This is a genomic window from Saccharopolyspora sp. CA-218241, from assembly GCF_050954615.1.
In the GTDB taxonomy this organism is placed as follows: Bacteria; Actinomycetota; Actinomycetes; order Mycobacteriales; family Pseudonocardiaceae; genus Saccharopolyspora; species Saccharopolyspora cebuensis.
On the sequence record NZ_CP191860.1, the window covers coordinates 786,499 to 802,812 of the forward strand.

At 73.2% G+C, this 16,314-nt stretch carries 12 protein-coding genes; 9 read left to right on the top strand and 3 right to left on the bottom strand.

The features are described 5' to 3' along the window. Positions 1 to 111 precede the first annotated feature (111 nt). A complete protein-coding gene (locus tag ACQP0T_RS03970; RefSeq protein ID WP_433871350.1) occupies positions 112 to 1,290 on the bottom strand; it encodes a PQQ-dependent sugar dehydrogenase in 1,179 nt (392 codons plus the stop codon). 135 nt (positions 1,291 to 1,425) lie between these two features. Between ACQP0T_RS03970 and mfd the strand changes: the two genes are divergently transcribed. From mfd to ACQP0T_RS04000, 6 genes are all read left to right on the top strand, one after another. Further along, complete coding sequence (gene mfd / locus ACQP0T_RS03975) at positions 1,426 to 5,016, top strand: transcription-repair coupling factor (RefSeq protein ID WP_433871351.1); 3,591 nt, start codon at positions 1,426 to 1,428, stop codon at positions 5,014 to 5,016. 176 nt (positions 5,017 to 5,192) lie between these two features. After that, positions 5,193 to 6,944 carry a BCCT family transporter gene (locus ACQP0T_RS03980; protein ID WP_433871352.1) on the top strand — a complete coding sequence of 584 codons (1,752 nt, stop codon included), beginning with the start codon at positions 5,193 to 5,195 and terminating at the stop codon, positions 6,942 to 6,944. 72 nt (positions 6,945 to 7,016) lie between these two features. Beyond that, positions 7,017 to 7,931 carry a SurA N-terminal domain-containing protein gene (locus ACQP0T_RS03985; protein ID WP_433871353.1) on the top strand — a complete coding sequence of 305 codons (915 nt, stop codon included), beginning with the start codon at positions 7,017 to 7,019 and terminating at the stop codon, positions 7,929 to 7,931. Between the two features lie 54 nt (positions 7,932 to 7,985). Further along, entirely contained in the window at positions 7,986 to 9,008 is a 1,023-nt protein-coding gene (locus ACQP0T_RS03990) for a MazG family protein (protein ID WP_433871354.1), read from the top strand. A 103-nt stretch (positions 9,009 to 9,111) separates the two neighbouring features. After that, complete coding sequence (locus ACQP0T_RS03995; protein WP_433871355.1) at positions 9,112 to 9,900, top strand: lytic murein transglycosylase; 789 nt, start codon at positions 9,112 to 9,114, stop codon at positions 9,898 to 9,900. A 36-nt stretch (positions 9,901 to 9,936) separates the two neighbouring features. Then, positions 9,937 to 10,752 carry a lytic murein transglycosylase gene (locus ACQP0T_RS04000; RefSeq protein ID WP_433871356.1) on the top strand — a complete coding sequence of 272 codons (816 nt, stop codon included), beginning with the start codon at positions 9,937 to 9,939 and terminating at the stop codon, positions 10,750 to 10,752. Positions 10,753 to 11,116: 364 nt separating this feature from the next. Here the strand turns inward: ACQP0T_RS04000 and ACQP0T_RS04005 are convergent, their stop codons facing one another. After that, the gene (locus ACQP0T_RS04005) at positions 11,117 to 11,500 is read right to left on the bottom strand and encodes a tetratricopeptide repeat protein (protein ID WP_433871357.1); all 384 of its coding nucleotides are present in this window, start codon (positions 11,498 to 11,500) and stop codon (positions 11,117 to 11,119) included. Positions 11,501 to 11,722: 222 nt separating this feature from the next. Here ACQP0T_RS04005 and eno point away from each other — a divergent pair, with 222 nt between their 5' ends. Genes eno through ACQP0T_RS04020 form a run of 3 tightly spaced genes read left to right on the top strand, consistent with a single transcriptional unit; the run spans position 11,723 to position 14,058 of the window. Beyond that, the gene (gene eno, locus ACQP0T_RS04010) at positions 11,723 to 13,009 is read left to right on the top strand and encodes a phosphopyruvate hydratase (protein WP_433871358.1); all 1,287 of its coding nucleotides are present in this window, start codon (positions 11,723 to 11,725) and stop codon (positions 13,007 to 13,009) included. A 3-nt stretch (positions 13,010 to 13,012) separates the two neighbouring features. Further along, positions 13,013 to 13,549, top strand: a complete 537-nt coding sequence (locus tag ACQP0T_RS04015; RefSeq protein WP_433871359.1) for an FtsB family cell division protein — start codon at positions 13,013 to 13,015, stop codon at positions 13,547 to 13,549. Between the two features lie 2 nt (positions 13,550 to 13,551). Next, complete coding sequence (locus ACQP0T_RS04020) at positions 13,552 to 14,058, top strand: DUF501 domain-containing protein (protein WP_433871360.1); 507 nt, start codon at positions 13,552 to 13,554, stop codon at positions 14,056 to 14,058. A gap of 402 nt (positions 14,059 to 14,460) precedes the next feature. Here ACQP0T_RS04020 and ACQP0T_RS04025 read toward each other — a convergent pair whose 3' ends face one another. Then, on the bottom strand, positions 14,461 to 16,107 hold the full coding sequence (locus tag ACQP0T_RS04025; protein WP_433871361.1) for an acyl-CoA dehydrogenase family protein: 1,647 nt from the start codon (positions 16,105 to 16,107) through the stop codon (positions 14,461 to 14,463). Positions 16,108 to 16,314 lie beyond the last annotated feature (207 nt).

Consider the following 16,314-nt stretch of genomic DNA (forward strand, 5'->3'; position numbering starts at 1 on the left):
CCCGGAGCGAGAAGGCCGCTGAGGTTCCGCCACCCGCACCGCCACGCAGATCATTCTGAAACAGTTCCTTACTCGGGCAAAGGTGCCCCTCACCTCGATCGAGCGGTGCGGTCAGTTCGCGGTGATGCGGAGGACCTCGTCGTCGGTGCCGTTGTCGGTGGTCACGTAGGCGGCGCCGTCGGGGCCCTGGCGGAGGGTGCGCAGCCGCCCGTGGGTGCCGTCCAGCTCGGGCGGGACGCTGACCTGCTCGACGCGGCCGTCCTCGGCCAGCCGGAACAGCAGCAGCTTGCTGCCCTTGAGGGCCGGGACCGCCAGCACGCCGTCCAGCGCGCCCCACTGCGGTCCGGTCAGGAACCCCGCCCCGGCGATCGCCTCGGTCGGCGAGCCGGAGGACCACACCGCCGGCACCGCGTCCGGGAACCGGTCCAGGTCGGTCATCGGCACCGACTCGTCGTAGGAGTCCTCGGTGCCGCCGCGCGAGGGGTCCCAGCCGTAGTTGCCGCCGGCCCGCAGCGGGTTGATCTCGTCGTCGACGTCCGGCCCGTGCTCGGCGATGAACACCTGGCCGCCCGGCCGCACCGCGACGCCCTGCGGGTTGCGGTGGCCGTAGCTGTACACCAGCCGCTCCGCCGGGTTCGGCGAGTCGGCGAAGGGGTTGTCCGGCAGCGGCGCACCGGTGTCGATGTCCATCCGCAGCACCTTGCCGCCCAGCGAGGTCCGGTCCTGCGGGACGTCGGGCCGGGCGGCGTCGCCGGTGGCCAGCAGCAGCGCGCCGTCCTCGGCCAGCGCCGGGCGGCAGCCCGAGTGCCGTCCGCTGGGGTTCACCGGCAGCCCGGTGAGCAGCGGTTCGCCCACCCGGTCGGCGCGGGAGCCGTCCTCGGCGAGCCGCCAGGTGATCACCCGGACGTCCTCGGCGTGGTTCTGGCAGGTCAGGAACAGGCGGTTGGTGGCGAAGTCCGGGTGCGGCAGCAGGCCCATCAGGCCGCCTTCGCCGCCGACCGCGAGATCGCCGAAGTCGGCCTGCACGGGGGTGGCGGTGGCACCGGGGGTGAGGCCGTCGAGCAGCGTCAGGCCGCCGGAGCGCTCGGTGACCAGCGCGCGCCCGGCGGGCAGGAAGCCGATGTCCCACGGGTTCTCCAGACCCGAGGCCACCACCTCCACCCGCAGCGCGTTCTCCGGTGCCGAGGTCGGGGTCGTCGGGGCGGGGCCGGGTTCGGGGGCGCACGCGGCGGTCGCGGCGGTCGCGGTGAGCAGTGACAGGGCGGCGAGGCGGTGGCTGAGGGTGGCCATGAGCACAGTGTGTGGGATCCGGCACGGCGCGGGACGGGGTGCCAGGAACACGTCACCCGTGCGTCGTAGGCTGGACGAACACCTTCGGACCAGGCCCGAGGCGCGTCCGCATTCTTCTCGCTGCGAGGTACCTCCATGATCCAGGCAGGCCCCCTGCGCGGGCTGCTCGACGTCGTGCTCCGCGATCCCGCGTTGCGCCGGGTCGCCGACTCCGCCGGTCGCGAACGCCTGGTGATGGAAGGCCCCGCCGCGGCGCGCCCGCTGGTGGCCGCCGCGCTCGCCGCCGCGGACCGCCCGGTGCTGCTGGTCACCGCCACCGGCCGGGAGGCCGAGGAGGCCGCCGCCGCGCTGTCCGACCTGCTCGAACCGCGGGCGATCGAGGTCTTCCCGTCGTGGGAGACGCTGCCGCACGAACGGCTCTCGCCGCGCGCCGACACGGTGGGCCGCCGGTTGTCGGTGCTGCGCAGGCTGGCCCACCCCGAGGAGCACCCGGCCGGCGCGCCCCGGGTCGTGGTCACCACCGTCCGCAGCCTGATCCAGCCGATCGCCCCCGGCCTCGGCGAGCTGCGCCCGGTGCGGCTCGCGGTCGGCGAGGAGCACGACTTCGCCGAGCTGGTCGAGCAGCTCGCCGGGCTCGCCTACGAGCGGGTCGACATGGTGGAGAAGCGCGGTGAGTTCGCGGTGCGCGGCGGCATCGTGGACGTCTTCCCGCCGACCGGGGAGCACCCGCTGCGGGTGGAGTTCTGGGGTGACGAGGTCACCGAGGTCCGCCCGTTCTCCGTCGCCGACCAGCGCTCGCTGCCCGAGGCCGAGAACACCGAGCTGTTCGCCCCCGCCTGCCGCGAACTGCTCATCACCGAGCGGGTGCAGGAGCGCGCCGCCGGGCTCGCCGAGCAGCACCAGGCCGACGGCCAGCTCAACGAAATGCTCGGCAAGATCGCCGCGGGCGCGCCGGTGGAGGGCATGGAGGCGCTGATCCCGGCGCTGTGCGAGGGCGAGATGCGGCTGCTCACCGAGCTCGTCCCCGAGGGCACCCACGTGCTGCTGGCCGATCCGGAGAAGGTCCGGGCCCGCGCCGCCGACCTGGTGCGCACCGGCCAGGAATTCCTGGAGGCGTCCTGGATGGTCGCCGCCGACGGCGGCAAGGCCCCGATCGACCTCGGCGCCTCCGCGTACCGGGGGCTCGGCGAGGTCGCCGAGCACACCACCGCGACCGGCCGCCCCTGGTGGCTGCTGACCCAGCTCAGCAGCGAGGCCGAGGAGGAGGGCGACGAGGTCGTCCGGCTCGCGCTCAAGCCGGTCGAGTCCTACCGCGGCGAGGTCGAGCGGGCCTTCGGCGACCTGCGCGCGCACACCGCGTCCGGCGGGGCGGCGCTGCTGGTGGTGGCCGGTGCGGGTACCGCGCAGCGCGCGGTGCAGCAGTTGCGCGACGGGGAGCTGCCCGCCGCGTTCGCCGAGGACGGGCTCACCGGTGAACCCGAGCCCGGGGTGGTGACCGTGGTGCGCGGCGGGCTGGAGGACGGCTTCGCCGCGCCGGAGATCGCCCTGGTGGTGCTCACCGAGGCCGATCTGACCGGCGGCCGGGGCGGTACCTCGACCCGCGACATGCGCAAGATGCCGTCGCGGCGGCGCAACGCGGTGGACCCGCTGGCCCTCAAGGCCGGTGACTACGTGGTGCACGAGCAGCACGGCATCGGCAAGTACGTCGAGATGGTGCAGCGCACCGTCGGCGGGGCCACCCGCGAGTACCTGCTGCTGGAGTACGCCTCCAGCAAGCGCGGCCAGCCCGGCGACCGGCTGTTCGTGCCCACCGATCAGCTCGACGAGGTGTCCCGCTACGTCGGCGGCGAGGTGCCCGCGCTGAACAAGCTCGGCGGCTCCGACTGGAAGAGCACCAAGGCCAAGGCGCGCAAGGCGGTCAAGGAGATCGCCGCCGAACTCGTCCAGCTCTACGCCGCGCGGCAGTCCTCTCCCGGGCACGCCTTCGCCGGCGACACCCCGTGGCAGCGGGAGCTGGAGGACGCCTTCCCCTACACCGAGACCGGCGACCAGCTCGCCGCGATCGACGAGGTCAAGACCGACATGGAGCGGGCGGTGCCGATGGACCGGGTGATCTCCGGCGACGTCGGCTACGGCAAGACCGAGATCGCGGTGCGCGCGGCGTTCAAGGCGGTGCAGGACGGCAAGCAGGTCGCCGTGCTGGTGCCGACCACGCTACTGGCGCAGCAGCACCTGGGCACCTTCACCGACCGGATGCGCTCGTTCCCGGTGCGGGTCAAGGGGCTGTCGCGGTTCACCGATCCGATGGAGTCCGAGCAGACCACCAAGGGCCTCGCCGACGGCGAGGTGGACATCGTGATCGGCACCCACCGGCTGCTGCAGACCGGCATCCGGTACAAGGACCTCGGGTTGGTGATCGTCGACGAGGAGCAGCGCTTCGGCGTCGAGCACAAGGAGCACATCAAGGCCCTGCGGACCCACGTCGACGTGCTGACCATGTCGGCCACGCCGATCCCGCGGACCCTGGAGATGAGCATGGCGGGCATCCGGGAGATGTCCACCATCCTCACCCCGCCGGAGGAGCGCCACCCCGTCCTGACCTACGTCGGTGCCTACGACGAGAAGCAGGTCGCCGCCGCGATCCGCCGCGAGCTGCTGCGCGACGGCCAGGTGTTCTTCGTGCACAACCGGGTGCACGACATCGAGAAGACCGCGCGCCACCTGCGCGAACTGGTCCCCGAGGCGCGGATCGTCACCGGGCACGGGCAGATGAACGAGGAGCGGCTGGAGAAGATCATCCAGGGCTTCTGGGAGCGCGAGCACGACGTGCTGGTGTGCACCACGATCGTGGAGACCGGCCTGGACATCTCCAACGCCAACACGCTGATCGTGGACCGCTCCGACATGCTCGGCCTGGCCCAGCTGCACCAGCTCCGGGGGCGCGTCGGCCGGGCCCGCGAGCGCGGCTACGCCTACTTCCTGTACCCGCCGGAGAAGCCGCTGACCGACCAGGCGCACGACCGGCTGGCCACCATCGCGCAGAACTCCGAGCTCGGCGCGGGCATGGCGGTGGCGATGAAGGACCTGGAGATCCGCGGCGCGGGCAACATCCTCGGCGCCGAGCAGTCCGGGCACATCGCCGGCGTCGGGTTCGACCTGTACGTGCGGCTGGTCGGGGAGGCCGTGGAGAGCTACCGCGCGGCGTTCGGCCGGGAATCCGGGGAGGAACCCGCCGCCGAGCTCGTCGACGTCCGGGTGGACCTGCCGGTGGACGCGCACATCCCGCACGACTACGTCCCCGGCGAGCGGCTGCGGCTGGAGGCCTACCGCAAGATCGCCAGTGCCGCCGATCCCGACGGGCTGGCCGCGATCCGCGCCGAGCTGGTCGACCGCTACGGCCCGCTGCCCGACCCGGTGGAGCGGCTGCTGGAGGTCGCCAGGTTCCGCCAGGTCTGCCGCGACCACGGCGTCACCGAGGTCACCCTCCAGGGCAACTCGCTGCGGCTGGCACCGGTGGAGCTGGCCGACTCGCAGCAGATGCGGCTCAAGCGGCTGCACCCCAAGTCCGTCTACAAGCCCGCGGTGCGCACCGTGTCGGTGCCGCGCCCGACCGAGGGCGCCGCGGGGGGCCGGATCGGCGCGCCGCCGCTGCGCGACAGCGCGCTGCTGGAGTGGTGTGCGAACCTGCTGGAGTCGTTGCAGCCCGCCCCTGCCCCCACCGGGTGACGTTCGCGGGCGGCGGTCCCCGCGCCGGGGTTCCGCCCTCCGCACCGCTTCGCGCGCCGACCACGACAGGGGCTCCGGTGCCGGTCTGAGTTGCCGATCTCCCGTGCCGGGTTGACCGTTGACGTGCTGGGATCCGCGCTGCGCGGACACCGCCGTCACCGGGAGGGCGCGACAGCATGACGGAGCCGGACAAGCCGCACGAGCAGGGGGACGACCCGACCACCGGCGAACCCGAGCTCGGTGCCCGGGAGGCCGAGGCCAAGGGCCGCACGGACATCGTCGTCTTCGGCGTCACGGCCCTGATCACCGTGTTCCTCGTGACGTGGGGCGTGGCCTCCACCGACACCCTGAGCACCGCCGCGAACGCCGCGCTGTCCTGGCTGGTGACCAACATCGGCTGGGGCTACGTGCTCGCCGCCACCGGCTTCGTGATCTTCGCGCTGTGGCTGGCGTTCAGCCGCTACGGCGCGATCCCGCTCGGCGCGGACGACGAAGGACCGGAGTTCCGCACCGTCTCGTGGATCGCGATGATGTTCAGCGCGGGCATGGGCATCGGCCTGATGTTCTTCGGCGTCGCCGAGCCGCTCTCGCACTTCGTGGAACCGCCGCCCCGCTCCGCCCCGCCGCTGAGCGACGACGCGGTGGAGACCGCGATGGCCACCTCGCTGTTCCACTGGACGCTGCACCCCTGGTCGATCTACGCCGTCGTGGGACTGGCCATCGCCTACGGCAGCTTCCGGCGCGGGCGCAAGCAGCTCATCAGCGCCGCCTTCACCCCGCTGCTCGGCGCCAAGCGCGCCGAGGGGCCGATCGGCCGGCTGATCGACATCCTCGCGCTGTTCGCGACGCTGTTCGGCTCGGCCGCCTCGCTGGGGCTGGGCACCCTGCAGATCCAGAGCGGGATGCAGGCCGCCGGGTGGATCGGCAGCGTCGGCACCACGATGCTGGTGCTCATCATCGTGGTGCTGACCATCTGCTTCGTCGTCTCGGCGGTGTCCGGGGTGGCCCGCGGCATCCAGTGGTTGTCGAACATCAACATGGTGCTCGCCGCGCTGCTGGCGTTCTTCCTGTTCGTGGTCGGACCGACGGTGTTCATCCTGGACCTGGTGCCGCTGGCGATCGGCGACTACGTCCGCGACTTCGGCGAGATGGTCTCCCGCTCCGGCGCCACCGGCGGCGCGGCGATGAACGACTGGCTGTCGAGCTGGACCATCTTCTACTGGGCCTGGTGGATCTCCTGGACGCCGTTCGTCGGCATGTTCATCGCCCGGATCAGCCGGGGGCGCACGATCCGGCAGTTCGTCGGCGGCGTGATCCTGGTGCCCAGCGTGGTGAGCATCATCTGGTTCGCCATCCTCGGCGGCAGCGCCATCAACGCGCAGGCCGGGGGCGTGAACATCTTCGGCTCCGGGGGTGAGGAGGCGCAGACCTTCGCGATGCTGGAGACGCTGCCGATCAGCACGATCACCACGGTCCTGGTGATGATCCTGGTGGCGATCTTCTTCGTCTCCGGCGCCGACGCCGCGTCGGTGGTGATGGGCACGCTGTCCCAGCGCGGGTCGATCGACCCGAACCGGGCCGTGGTGGTGTTCTGGGGTGCGGCCACCGGTGGCGTGGCGGCGATCATGCTCATCGTCGGCGGGGAGGACGCGCTCAGCGGCATCCAGAACCTCACGTTCATCGCCTCCGTGCCGTTCGCGGTGGTGATGATCCTGCTGTGCGTGTCGCTGGTGAAGGACCTGCGCGACGACCCGATGACGCGCCGCGAGGAACTCGGCGCGCAGGTGCTGGAACAGGCCGTGATCAGCGGCACCGAGCTGCACGGCGGGGACTTCCAGCTCGACATCAGCGCGGCCGAGGACACCGAGGAGGAGCCCGGCGAGGAATCCGGGCGCGACGAGGGCGGCTCGGAGGGCTCGCGAGGCTGAGCCGACCCCGCACGGTCAACGTCCTTCACCCAGCGCCACCGGCGTGAGAGGGTGTCGGCTGTGAGGTCCGCCATGCCGCGCCGAGGGCGCCTGCTCGCTCTGCTCGCCACCGCCGGAGCGCTGCTCGTCGGCTGCTCCGGTCCCAGCCACGCCGGGGCCGCCGCGATCATCGGGGACACCCGCATCCCCGTCGCCGACGTGCAGTCCTGGATGGACGAGGTGATGCGCAAGGAGCCCGCCGCCACGGCGCAGCTCCAGCAGCAGGACCAGCTCGACGACCTGGGCAGGCAGCTCGCGTCCCAGCTCGTGGTGCAGGAGCTGGCCGCGCACGCCGCCCGCGAGGAGGCGCTGGCCGTCACCCCGGAGCAGGTCAACGCCCGGATCGACCGGATGGGCGGGCCGGGAGCCGCCACCGAGGGCGGCATCTACACCGAGGGCAACGTCCGCGACGTGGTCCGGGCCCAGCTGCTGGCCACCGAGCTCGGCCGCAAGTACTTCGACCGGCTCGCGGTCACCATCGACTACACCCAGGCCACCACCCGCGCCGACGCGCAGCGCAAGGCCGAGCGGATGGCCGAGGGCCCGGAACAGGCCACCGCGCTGGTGGCCGCCGACCGCCGGACCGGTGTCCCCGCCGTGGCCGACCAGCGGCTGCGCGCCGCCGACAGCCCGCAGCTCGCCGCGATGACCCCGCTGTTCGGCGCCGAACCCGGCACCGTGCTGGCCTTCGAGCCCGAGCCCAACAGCGGCCAGTGGCTGATCGCCCGGATCGACCACCGCAGCACCGAGGCCACCGGACCGCCCAGCGGCGCCGACGACCAGCTCCTCCAGCAGTTCGGGTTCAACCTGCTCGGGCACACCGCCCAGCGGGCCGGGCTGGAGCTGAGCCCCCGCTACGGCGTGTGGGACTCCATCGCGCTCACCGCCGCGCCCGGCGAGGGACAGACCACCGGCTGGCGGATCGAACCCGCGGACCGGCAGTCGTGACGGCCCGGTCGTTGCAGCTCGGGAGCCGCGCCGCGACCTTGGCACAATGGGGACATGAACGCTGAGCTCCGCGCGGTGGACGGCTGTGCCGTCGTGGTCGTCGACGACCGGCTCGGCGAGGTGCTCCCCGCCGCCGCGGTCCCGGTGCTGCGGACCGCGACCGCCGTGCACGCCGGGACCGGGCTGTCCGCCGCCGCCCGGACCGAGCTGGGCGCCACCGACCTGCCGCCGCTCGACGACCTGCGCGCCGCCGCCGCCCGCGAACCCGTCGTGGTCGTCGTCGGCGAACCCGACGCCGAGGAGGCCGCGCTGCTGCGCGCCGCCGGTGCGCCGCTGATCGCCGCGCCCGCCCCGCCCGGCGCCGAACTCCTCGACGCGGTCACCGTGATGGACCGGCTGCGCTCGCCCGGCGGCTGCCCGTGGGACGCGGCGCAGGACCACGACACGCTGCGGAAGTACCTCGTGGAGGAGACCTACGAGCTGCTCGACGCGATCCAGCAGCGCGACCGGGCGGCGCTGCGCGAGGAACTCGGCGACGTGCTGCTGCAGGTGCTGTTCCACGCCCGGGTCGCCGCCGAGGACCCGACCGACCCGTTCGGCATCGACGTGGTCGCCGCCGAACTCGTCGGCAAGCTGGTGTCCCGGCACCCGAACGTCTTCGCCGAGGACGGGGCGCTGCTCGACGCCGAGTCCCAGCACGCCCGGTGGGAGGAGCTCAAGCAGCGCGAGAAGCAGCGCGAGTCCATCGTGGACGGTGTCGCGCTGGGTCAGCCCGCGGCGGCGCTGGCCGCCAAGCTGGTGCAGCGCGCGCAGCGGGCGGGCATCCCCGCCGACGTGCTGCCCAGCGGCGGGACCCCCGGCGCCGAGCTGTTCGGCATCGCCGCCGCGGCCCGCATCGCCGGGGACGATCCGGAGGACCAGTTGCGCGCGGTGGCGCTCGACGTCGCCGAGCGCATCCGGTCCGCCGAAGGCCGGGCCCGGGAAACCGGCCGCGATCCGCAGCGGCTCACCGCCGACGAGTGGCGGTCGTTGTTGTCCGATTCGCCCCACCCGGCCGGAACGCGGTCGGAGGCGTGACCCACACTGGGCTGACCGCGCGCCCGACCGGTGCGGCGGTCGCTGCCGAGCGCGTCGCGGACAACCCCGCGTGGACGGTGACGAGCGTGTCGAAGGGGGAGGGATGGCCGTGCGGCGTCGATCCTGGTTGCACTGGGTGCCCGCGCTCGCCGCGGTCACCGGTCTCGTGGCCTGTTCCGGGCCGCCCCCGGAGGACCCCATCGTCCCGCTGGAACTGCCCACCGCCACCGCCCCGCCCGACCCCGGGATCGCCCCGCCCGTCGTGGAGCTGCTCGCCACCGGCGGCCCGGTGTTGGCCCCCGAGGACCGCCCGCAGCGGCAACTCACCGCGTGGTCCGAAGCGCTGGCCGACGAGCTCAACATCCCCCGCGCCGCGCTCCAGGCCTACGGGTTCACCCAGCGCACCCTGGAGCGGACCGACCCGAGCTGCGGGCTGAGCTGGACGGTGCTCGCCGGGATCGGCGCCGTCGAGTCCAGCCACGGCCGCCACGGCGGCGCCAAGCTCGACATCACCGGACGGCCGAGCCAGGACATCATCGGGCTGCCGCTGGACGGCAGCGAGGGGGTCAAGCGGATCGAGGACACCGACGGCGGTGAACTCGACGGCGACACCGTCTTCGACCGCGCCGTGGGGCCGCTCCAGTTCATCCCGACGACCTGGCAGAAGTGGGCGGTCGACGGCGACGGCGACGGCGTCGCCGATCCGCACGACATCGACGACGCGGCCCTCGCCGCCGCGCACTACGTCTGCTCCGAAGGCGCCGACCTGCGCGATCCCGAGGACTTCTGGGCCTCGCTGCTCGAGTACAACGAGAGCCGCTCCTACGTGCAGGAAGTCCTCGACTTCGCCGACCACTTCGGCCGCACCAGCAAGACGGTGGCCGTCGAGTAGGTGTTCACCGGCGATCTCCCCGAGTAGCCTGTTCCGGTGATCTCGCCCACTTCGACCGCGCTGGCCGCGGTCGGCCGGCTGGCCGTCGCCGCCGGGCTGCTGGCGGCCGTGGCCGGTGGTGTGGGCCTGACCGGCCACCTCAGCGCGCCGCCGCGGGCCCCGATCGCCGGACCGCCGCCCGAACCGGTGCTCGAACGGGCGCCGGTGTCCCCGGGATCCATCGCGCCGCCCGTCGAAGAACCCCCCGAACAGCTCGCCGCACCCGGACCCGAGCCCGACCCGCTGCGCGCTTGGGCCGACGAGGTCGCCGCCGTCGTCGACATCCCGGCCCGCGCGGTCGTCTCCTACGCCCACGCCGACCTCGCCATGCGCGAGCACCAACCCGGCTGCCGCGTCTCCTGGGCCACCCTCGCCGGCATCGGCCGCGTCGAGTCCGATCACGGCCGCTACGCCCACCGCACCCTCACCGAGGACGCGGTGCCCTCCGAACCGATCATCGGCATCCCCCTCGACGGCCGCCCCGGGGTGCGCGCCATCCACGACACCGACGGCGGCGTCCTCGACGGCGACACCACCTACGACCGCGCCGTCGGGCCCATGCAGTTCATCCCCGGCACCTGGCGCAAGTGGGCCAGCGACGGCAGCGGCGACGGGATCGGCGATCCGCAGAACCTCGACGACGCCGCCATCGCCGCCGCCCGCTACCTCTGCGCCGGGGGGCGGGACATGACCACCGGCGTGGGCTGGTGGGCCGGGGTGATGTCGTACAACAACTCCGTCGAGTACGGGCAGAAGGTGTTCGCCCTGGCCGAGAGCTACGCCGAAGCGGGCAACCGCGGCCTCCGGGAATGACCCGCCCCGCGGTGCGCCGAACCAGCGATCGGGTGCGGCAGGAGCAGGTGAGGGGCACCTTTATCCGACATAGCCGGATGAAGGTGCCCCTCACTCATAACCCTTTCGGGTGATGGAGCCGGTCCGGGTGCGAGCGTGCTGCCCTGTCCGGGTGTGTTCGTCGAGGTGAGGGGCACCCTTGTCCGGGCAACTGGGGCGGGGTTGCCCCTCACCTGAGGACTTTCGGCGGTGGCAGGGCGTCGCACCGGGCCGGAGCGTCCGTGGGGGTCGCTCGGGTCCGGCGGTGGTGGAGCTCGTCCGGGTCGGCCCGCGGCACGGGCTCGCCGGTGGTCCGGGGCCGCGTCGAGCTCCAGCGGCGTCGGTGTCAGCTTGCTTCCGGGTGCGTGGCCAGGTAGGCGTTGATCTCGCCCAGGGCTTCCTGGTAGGCCGGGTCCGGGTACATGGTGGCGGCCATCTTGATCTGGGCCCGGGCCTCTTTGATCCGTCCTTGCCGCTGGAGGGTGCGGCCGAGGACCAGCCGTGCGTAGTGATCGGTGGGATCGGCGTCCAGGACGCGGAGGAAGGCGTTCTCCGCCCGCCGGAGCTGCGCGGAGAAGAAGTAGGCGCGCCCGAGCAGGAGCTGGACGCTGGGCTTGTCCTCCGCGATGTCGAGCACGGGCTCGAGGGCCCGGAGCGCTTCCCACGGCCTCCGCCGGGCGACCAAGTCCTCCGCCCGCCGGAACGCTTCCAAGGTTGCGTCAGTCGTCATCGCACCTCCCACGTTACGTGCCATCCGCGCGCTCTTCGAGGGTCCGACCGGATGGTGTGGGCCCGCACCTCCCCGGCCACGTCCGGTGACCGCGCGAGTCTGCGTGAGCCGTTCCGCGGGTCCCGTTAGGCTCGTACCCGGTCGTCGGGCTTGTCCCGTCGCGTGCGGGAACGCCGGGGCGGTGCGCAACGTCCGTAGTTCAAATGCTGGTTAGGAGCACACGTGGCGATCATCGAGCAGGTCGGCGCCCGCGAGGTCCTGGACTCCCGCGGGAACCCCACCGTCGAGGTCGAAGTGGCACTGGAGGACGGCACCCTGAGCCGGGCGGCGGTCCCCTCCGGCGCTTCGACCGGCGAGCACGAGGCCGTCGAACTGCGCGACGGTGACGCGGCCCGCTACGGCGGCAAGGGCGTGGAGAACGCTGTCGCGGCCGTCCTCGACGAGATCGGTCCGGAGCTCGCGGGCACCGACGCCACCGAGCAGCGGGTCGTCGACCAGAAGCTGGTGGACCTGGACGGTACGCCGGACAAGTCCCGGCTCGGCGCCAACGCCGTGCTCGGCGTGTCGCTCGCGGTGGCCAAGGCGGCGGCCGAGACCTCCGGGCTGGAGCTGTTCCGCTACGTCGGCGGACCGAACGCGCACGTGCTGCCGGTGCCGATGATGAACATCCTCAACGGCGGTGCGCACGCCGACACCGGCGTGGACATCCAGGAGTTCATGATCGCGCCGATCGGTGCGGAGTCGTTCTCCGAGGCGCTGCGCTGGGGCGCCGAGACGTACCAGGCGCTGAAGTCGGTGCTCAAGGCCAAGGGCCTGGCCACCGGCCTCGGCGACGAGGGCGGGTTCGCCCCCGACCTGGCCAACAACCGCGAAGCGCTGGACCTGATCACCTCCGCCATCGAGAAGGCCGGGTACAAGCCGGGTCGCGACATCGTGCTCGCGCTCGACGTGGCCGCGACCGAGTTCTACGAGAACGGTTCCTACTCGTTCGAGAAGACGCAGCGCAGCGCCGCCCAGCTCGCCGAGTACTACGCCGAGCTGCTCAGCGCCTACCCGCTGGTCTCCATCGAGGACCCGCTGTCGGAGGACGACTGGGACGGCTGGGTGCAGCTCACCGAGCAGATCGGCGGCCAGGTGCAGCTCGTCGGCGACGACCTGTTCGTCACCAACCCGGAGCGGCTGGAGGACGGCATCAGCCGGGGCGCCGCGAACGCGCTGCTGGTCAAGGTCAACCAGATCGGCACGCTCTCGGAGACCTTGGACGCGGTCAACCTGGCCACCTCCTGCGGCTACAAGAGCATGATGAGCCACCGCTCCGGCGAGACCGAGGACACCACCATCGCCGACCTCGCGGTCGCCACCGGCTGCGGTCAGATCAAGTCCGGTGCCCCGGCCCGCAGCGAGCGGGTCGCCAAGTACAACCAGCTCCTGCGCATCGAGGAGAACCTCGGGGAGGCCGCTCGCTACGCCGGTGAGCTCGCGTTCCCCCGCTACACCCCGGAGGGCTGAGGCATGCCGGTGGGACGCGCTTCGCCGGATCGGCGTCGTCGGCGCAGCGAGGGCGAGCAGCCCCGCCAACCGACGCGCCGGGCGGAGCGCGCCCGCCGGGGCGCCGGTGCGAAGGGCAGGCGACCGGGCGGTCAGACCGCCCGGTCGCGGCCCCGGTCCAGCACCGGTGGCGCGTTCAAGCTCTCCTCGACGCGCCGCGCCGCCGCGCTGGCCATGCTGGTGTGCGTCCTGGCGCTCAGCGTGGCGGTGCCGCTGCGCACCTACCTGAGCCAGCGGGCGGAGCTCGCCGAGCAGCAACAGCAGCAGGAGCGCCTCGCCGAGGAGGTGCGGAACCTCGAGGAGCGCAGGCAGCAGCTCTCCGACCCGGCCCACGTGGAGGCCGAGGCGCGGGCCAGGCTCGGCTACGTCCGCCCGGGTGAGACGGCCTACATCGTGCATCTGCCGGGGGAGCGGGAGCCGGAGCGGCCCCCAAAACCGGAGGACGATTCGGCACCGTGGTACGAGAAGTTGTGGAATTCGGTCGTGGGGAAGGATTCGTGAGGGTGAACTCCGGGGAGACCGCGCCGGTCGGCGATGACGATCGGGAGGCCGTCGCCCGCCAGCTCGGCAGGCCACCGCGCGGCCTCCGCGCCATCGTGGCCCGCGACGCCGGCGGAGAACCGACCGTGGTGCAGACCCACCCCCGGCTGGAGGACGGCACGCCGTTCCCCACCCTCTACTACCTGACCGCGCCGGGCCTGGTGGCGGTGTGCTCCACGCTGGAGGCCGAGGGCCTGATGCGCGAGTTCGCCGACCGGCTCGACAACGAAGCCGACCTCGCCGAGCGCTACCGCAACGCGCACGAGTCCTACCTCGCCGAGCGCGACGCCCTGGAGTCGCTCGGCACCCGGGTCAGCGCCGGGGGGATGCCCGATCGCGTCAAGTGCCTGCACGTGCACGTCGGCCACGCGCTCGCGGCGGGACCGGGGATCAACCCGGTCGGTGACGAGGTCCTGGAGATCATCGCCGACCGCTGGCCGGAGCACCGGCCGCTGATCAACCGCGCCTGAGCTGCGTGCCTGCCTCCGCACCTGAGCGGCGTGCCGGAGCGGCTCGGGGCAGGCGGTGCGGGTGCCGCGCGGCGCGGTGCACGTCAGGCGGACGGAGCCGCGCGCGACGGCTCCGCGCTCGGCGATCGGTCGCGCGGGTCGAGTAGCGATCACCTCTCCTTCCGGTCGCAGCGGTTCGTTCTCGGGCTCGCGACGTCACCCGGGCGACGGGTACCGGGGGACGCGTGTCGACTCGCGGGGGGTGCGTGCTGGTCCGTGGGACGGGCAGCAGGTGCGCCGGTAGTGGCGGACGGCCTCCTCCCGATTGCCGCAGACGGCCATCGAGCATCAGCGGCCGGGGGTGGTTCTTCGTGACTGAGCTCCGTTCGTCCGGTGCGGGGTCGGGGTGGGTTCCTCCTTCGGTCAGCGGGGCGTGATGCGGGACAGCAGGGCGCCGGGATCGCCGGGGATCAGGTCGCTGCCGAAGGTGCGGCCCGAGGTGGTGAGGCGGGTGGCGGTGAAGGCGTCCGCGACCTCCGCCGGGGTGTGGCGCAGGAGCAGCGACGCCTGGAGGGTGAGCGCGATCCGCTCGGCGAGGTGCCGGGCGCGGGCCGGTGCGGCGGCGTCCAGCTCGCCGTGCAGCACCGAGACCGCCGCGTCGTAGCGGGTGTCCGCGCCGCGCGCCGCGTCGAGCTCGGCGAACAGCGCTTCCCGCGCCGCCGGTTGCCGTTCGAGGGCGCGGAGCACGTCCAGCGAGGTGACGTTGCCCGACCCCTCCCAGATCGACAGCAGCGGTGACTCCCGGTAGAGCCGGGGCAGGCCCGATTCCTCGACGTAGCCGTTGCCGCCCAGGCATTCCATCGACTCCGCGACGGCGTAGGGCGCGCGCTTGCAGACGAAGAACTTCGCCGCCGGGAGCGCGAGCCGCAGCAGCTCCTGCTCCCCGGCGTCCACGGCCTCGGCCAGCCGCAGCGCCAGCGCGGTCGCCGCTTCCGATTCCAGCGCCAGGTCGGCGAGCACCTGCCGCATCAGCGGGGCGTCGGCCAGCCGTTGCCCGAACGCGCTGCGGTGCTGCACGTGGTGGGCCGCCTCGGACAGCGCCGCGCGCATGTTCGCCGCCGAACCCAGCACGCAGTCCAGCCTGGTCAGCGACACCATCTCGATGATGCAGCGGACGCCGCGCCCTTCTTCGCCGAGGAGCAGCCCGACCGCGCCGTCGTACTCGAGCTCCGCCGAGGCGTTCGACTTGTTCCCGAGCTTGTCCTTCAGCCGCTGGAGGCGGATGCCGTTGCGCTCGCCGCCGGGCAGCACCCGGGGGACGAGGAAGCAGCTCAACCCGCCCGGCGCTTGGGCCAGGGTGAGGAACAGGTCGTTCATCGGCGCGGAGGTGAACCACTTGTGCCCGGTGAGCCGGTACTCCCCGCCGCCGAGCGGCTGCGCCGCGGTGGTGTTCGCCCGGACGTCCGAGCCGCCCTGCTTCTCGGTCATCGACATGCCCGCGAGCAGCGCGCCCTTGGTCGCCGGGTCGCGCAGGCCGGGCTCGTAACCGGTGGCGGCCAGCGCGGGCACGTACCGGTCGGCCAGCTCGGGCGAGGAGCGCAGCGCGGGGACCGCCGAGTACGTCATCGAGATCGGGCAGCCGTGCCCGCCCTCGGCCTGCGACCACAGGTAGAAGCCGGCGGCGCGGCGCAGGTGCGCGCCGGGACCGCCGAGCCACGGCGCGGCGTGCAACCCGTGGCCGATCGCGCGCTCCATCAGCCAGTGCCACGAGGGGTGGAACTCGACCTCGTCGATGCGGTGGCCGTAGCGGTCGTGGGTGCGCAGCACCGGTGGGTGCTCGTTGGCGAGCCTGCCGTGCTCGCGCGCCTCCTCCGACCACGCTTCGCGGGCGAGGTCGCCGAGGTCGTCGATGCCGTGCCGGTCCAGCACCGCGCGCAGCGCCGGGTCGGAGGCCAGCGGGTCGTGACCGGCCAGCGGTGGTGGCTGGTTGGTCACCGCGTGCGTCGCCGCGGTGGGCGGCTCGGTGGGCGGTGCCGCCTTGGCGGGGGCGGGCTCCTCATTGAGCGTCATGTTCCGGAGCGTAGGTCGGCGGGAACACCGGGGACATCGGCCTGCGGGCCGACCCTCTCGGCCGATCGGCCGAGTTCGGACAGCCGTTCGGCCGAGTGATGGCGGTGCTCCGCCATCCGGCGCGCCCGGCGCGCCTGGTGTATCCAGGGAGCGCGGCGCGTGTCGCCGGACGGTCCAGCAGGGGGGATGTCGCTCGACGCGGCAGGA

What these genes read in the sequence shown, in the direction of transcription:
- mfd (WP_433871351.1), top strand. Translation starts at nt 1,426, where the DNA reads ATGATCCAGGCAGGCCCCCTGCGCGGGCTGCTCGACGTCGTGCTCCGC.
- ACQP0T_RS03990 (WP_433871354.1), top strand. Translation starts at nt 7,986, where the DNA reads ATGAACGCTGAGCTCCGCGCGGTGGACGGCTGTGCCGTCGTGGTCGTC.
- ACQP0T_RS04025 (WP_433871361.1), bottom strand. Translation starts at nt 16,107, where the DNA reads ATGACGCTCAATGAGGAGCCCGCCCCCGCCAAGGCGGCACCGCCCACC.
- ACQP0T_RS04015 (WP_433871359.1), top strand. Translation starts at nt 13,013, where the DNA reads ATGCCGGTGGGACGCGCTTCGCCGGATCGGCGTCGTCGGCGCAGCGAG.
- ACQP0T_RS03995 (WP_433871355.1), top strand. Translation starts at nt 9,112, where the DNA reads ATGGCCGTGCGGCGTCGATCCTGGTTGCACTGGGTGCCCGCGCTCGCC.
- ACQP0T_RS03985 (WP_433871353.1), top strand. Translation starts at nt 7,017, where the DNA reads ATGCCGCGCCGAGGGCGCCTGCTCGCTCTGCTCGCCACCGCCGGAGCG.
- ACQP0T_RS04005 (WP_433871357.1), bottom strand. Translation starts at nt 11,500, where the DNA reads ATGACGACTGACGCAACCTTGGAAGCGTTCCGGCGGGCGGAGGACTTG.
- ACQP0T_RS03980 (WP_433871352.1), top strand. Translation starts at nt 5,193, where the DNA reads ATGACGGAGCCGGACAAGCCGCACGAGCAGGGGGACGACCCGACCACC.
- ACQP0T_RS03970 (WP_433871350.1), bottom strand. Translation starts at nt 1,290, where the DNA reads ATGGCCACCCTCAGCCACCGCCTCGCCGCCCTGTCACTGCTCACCGCG.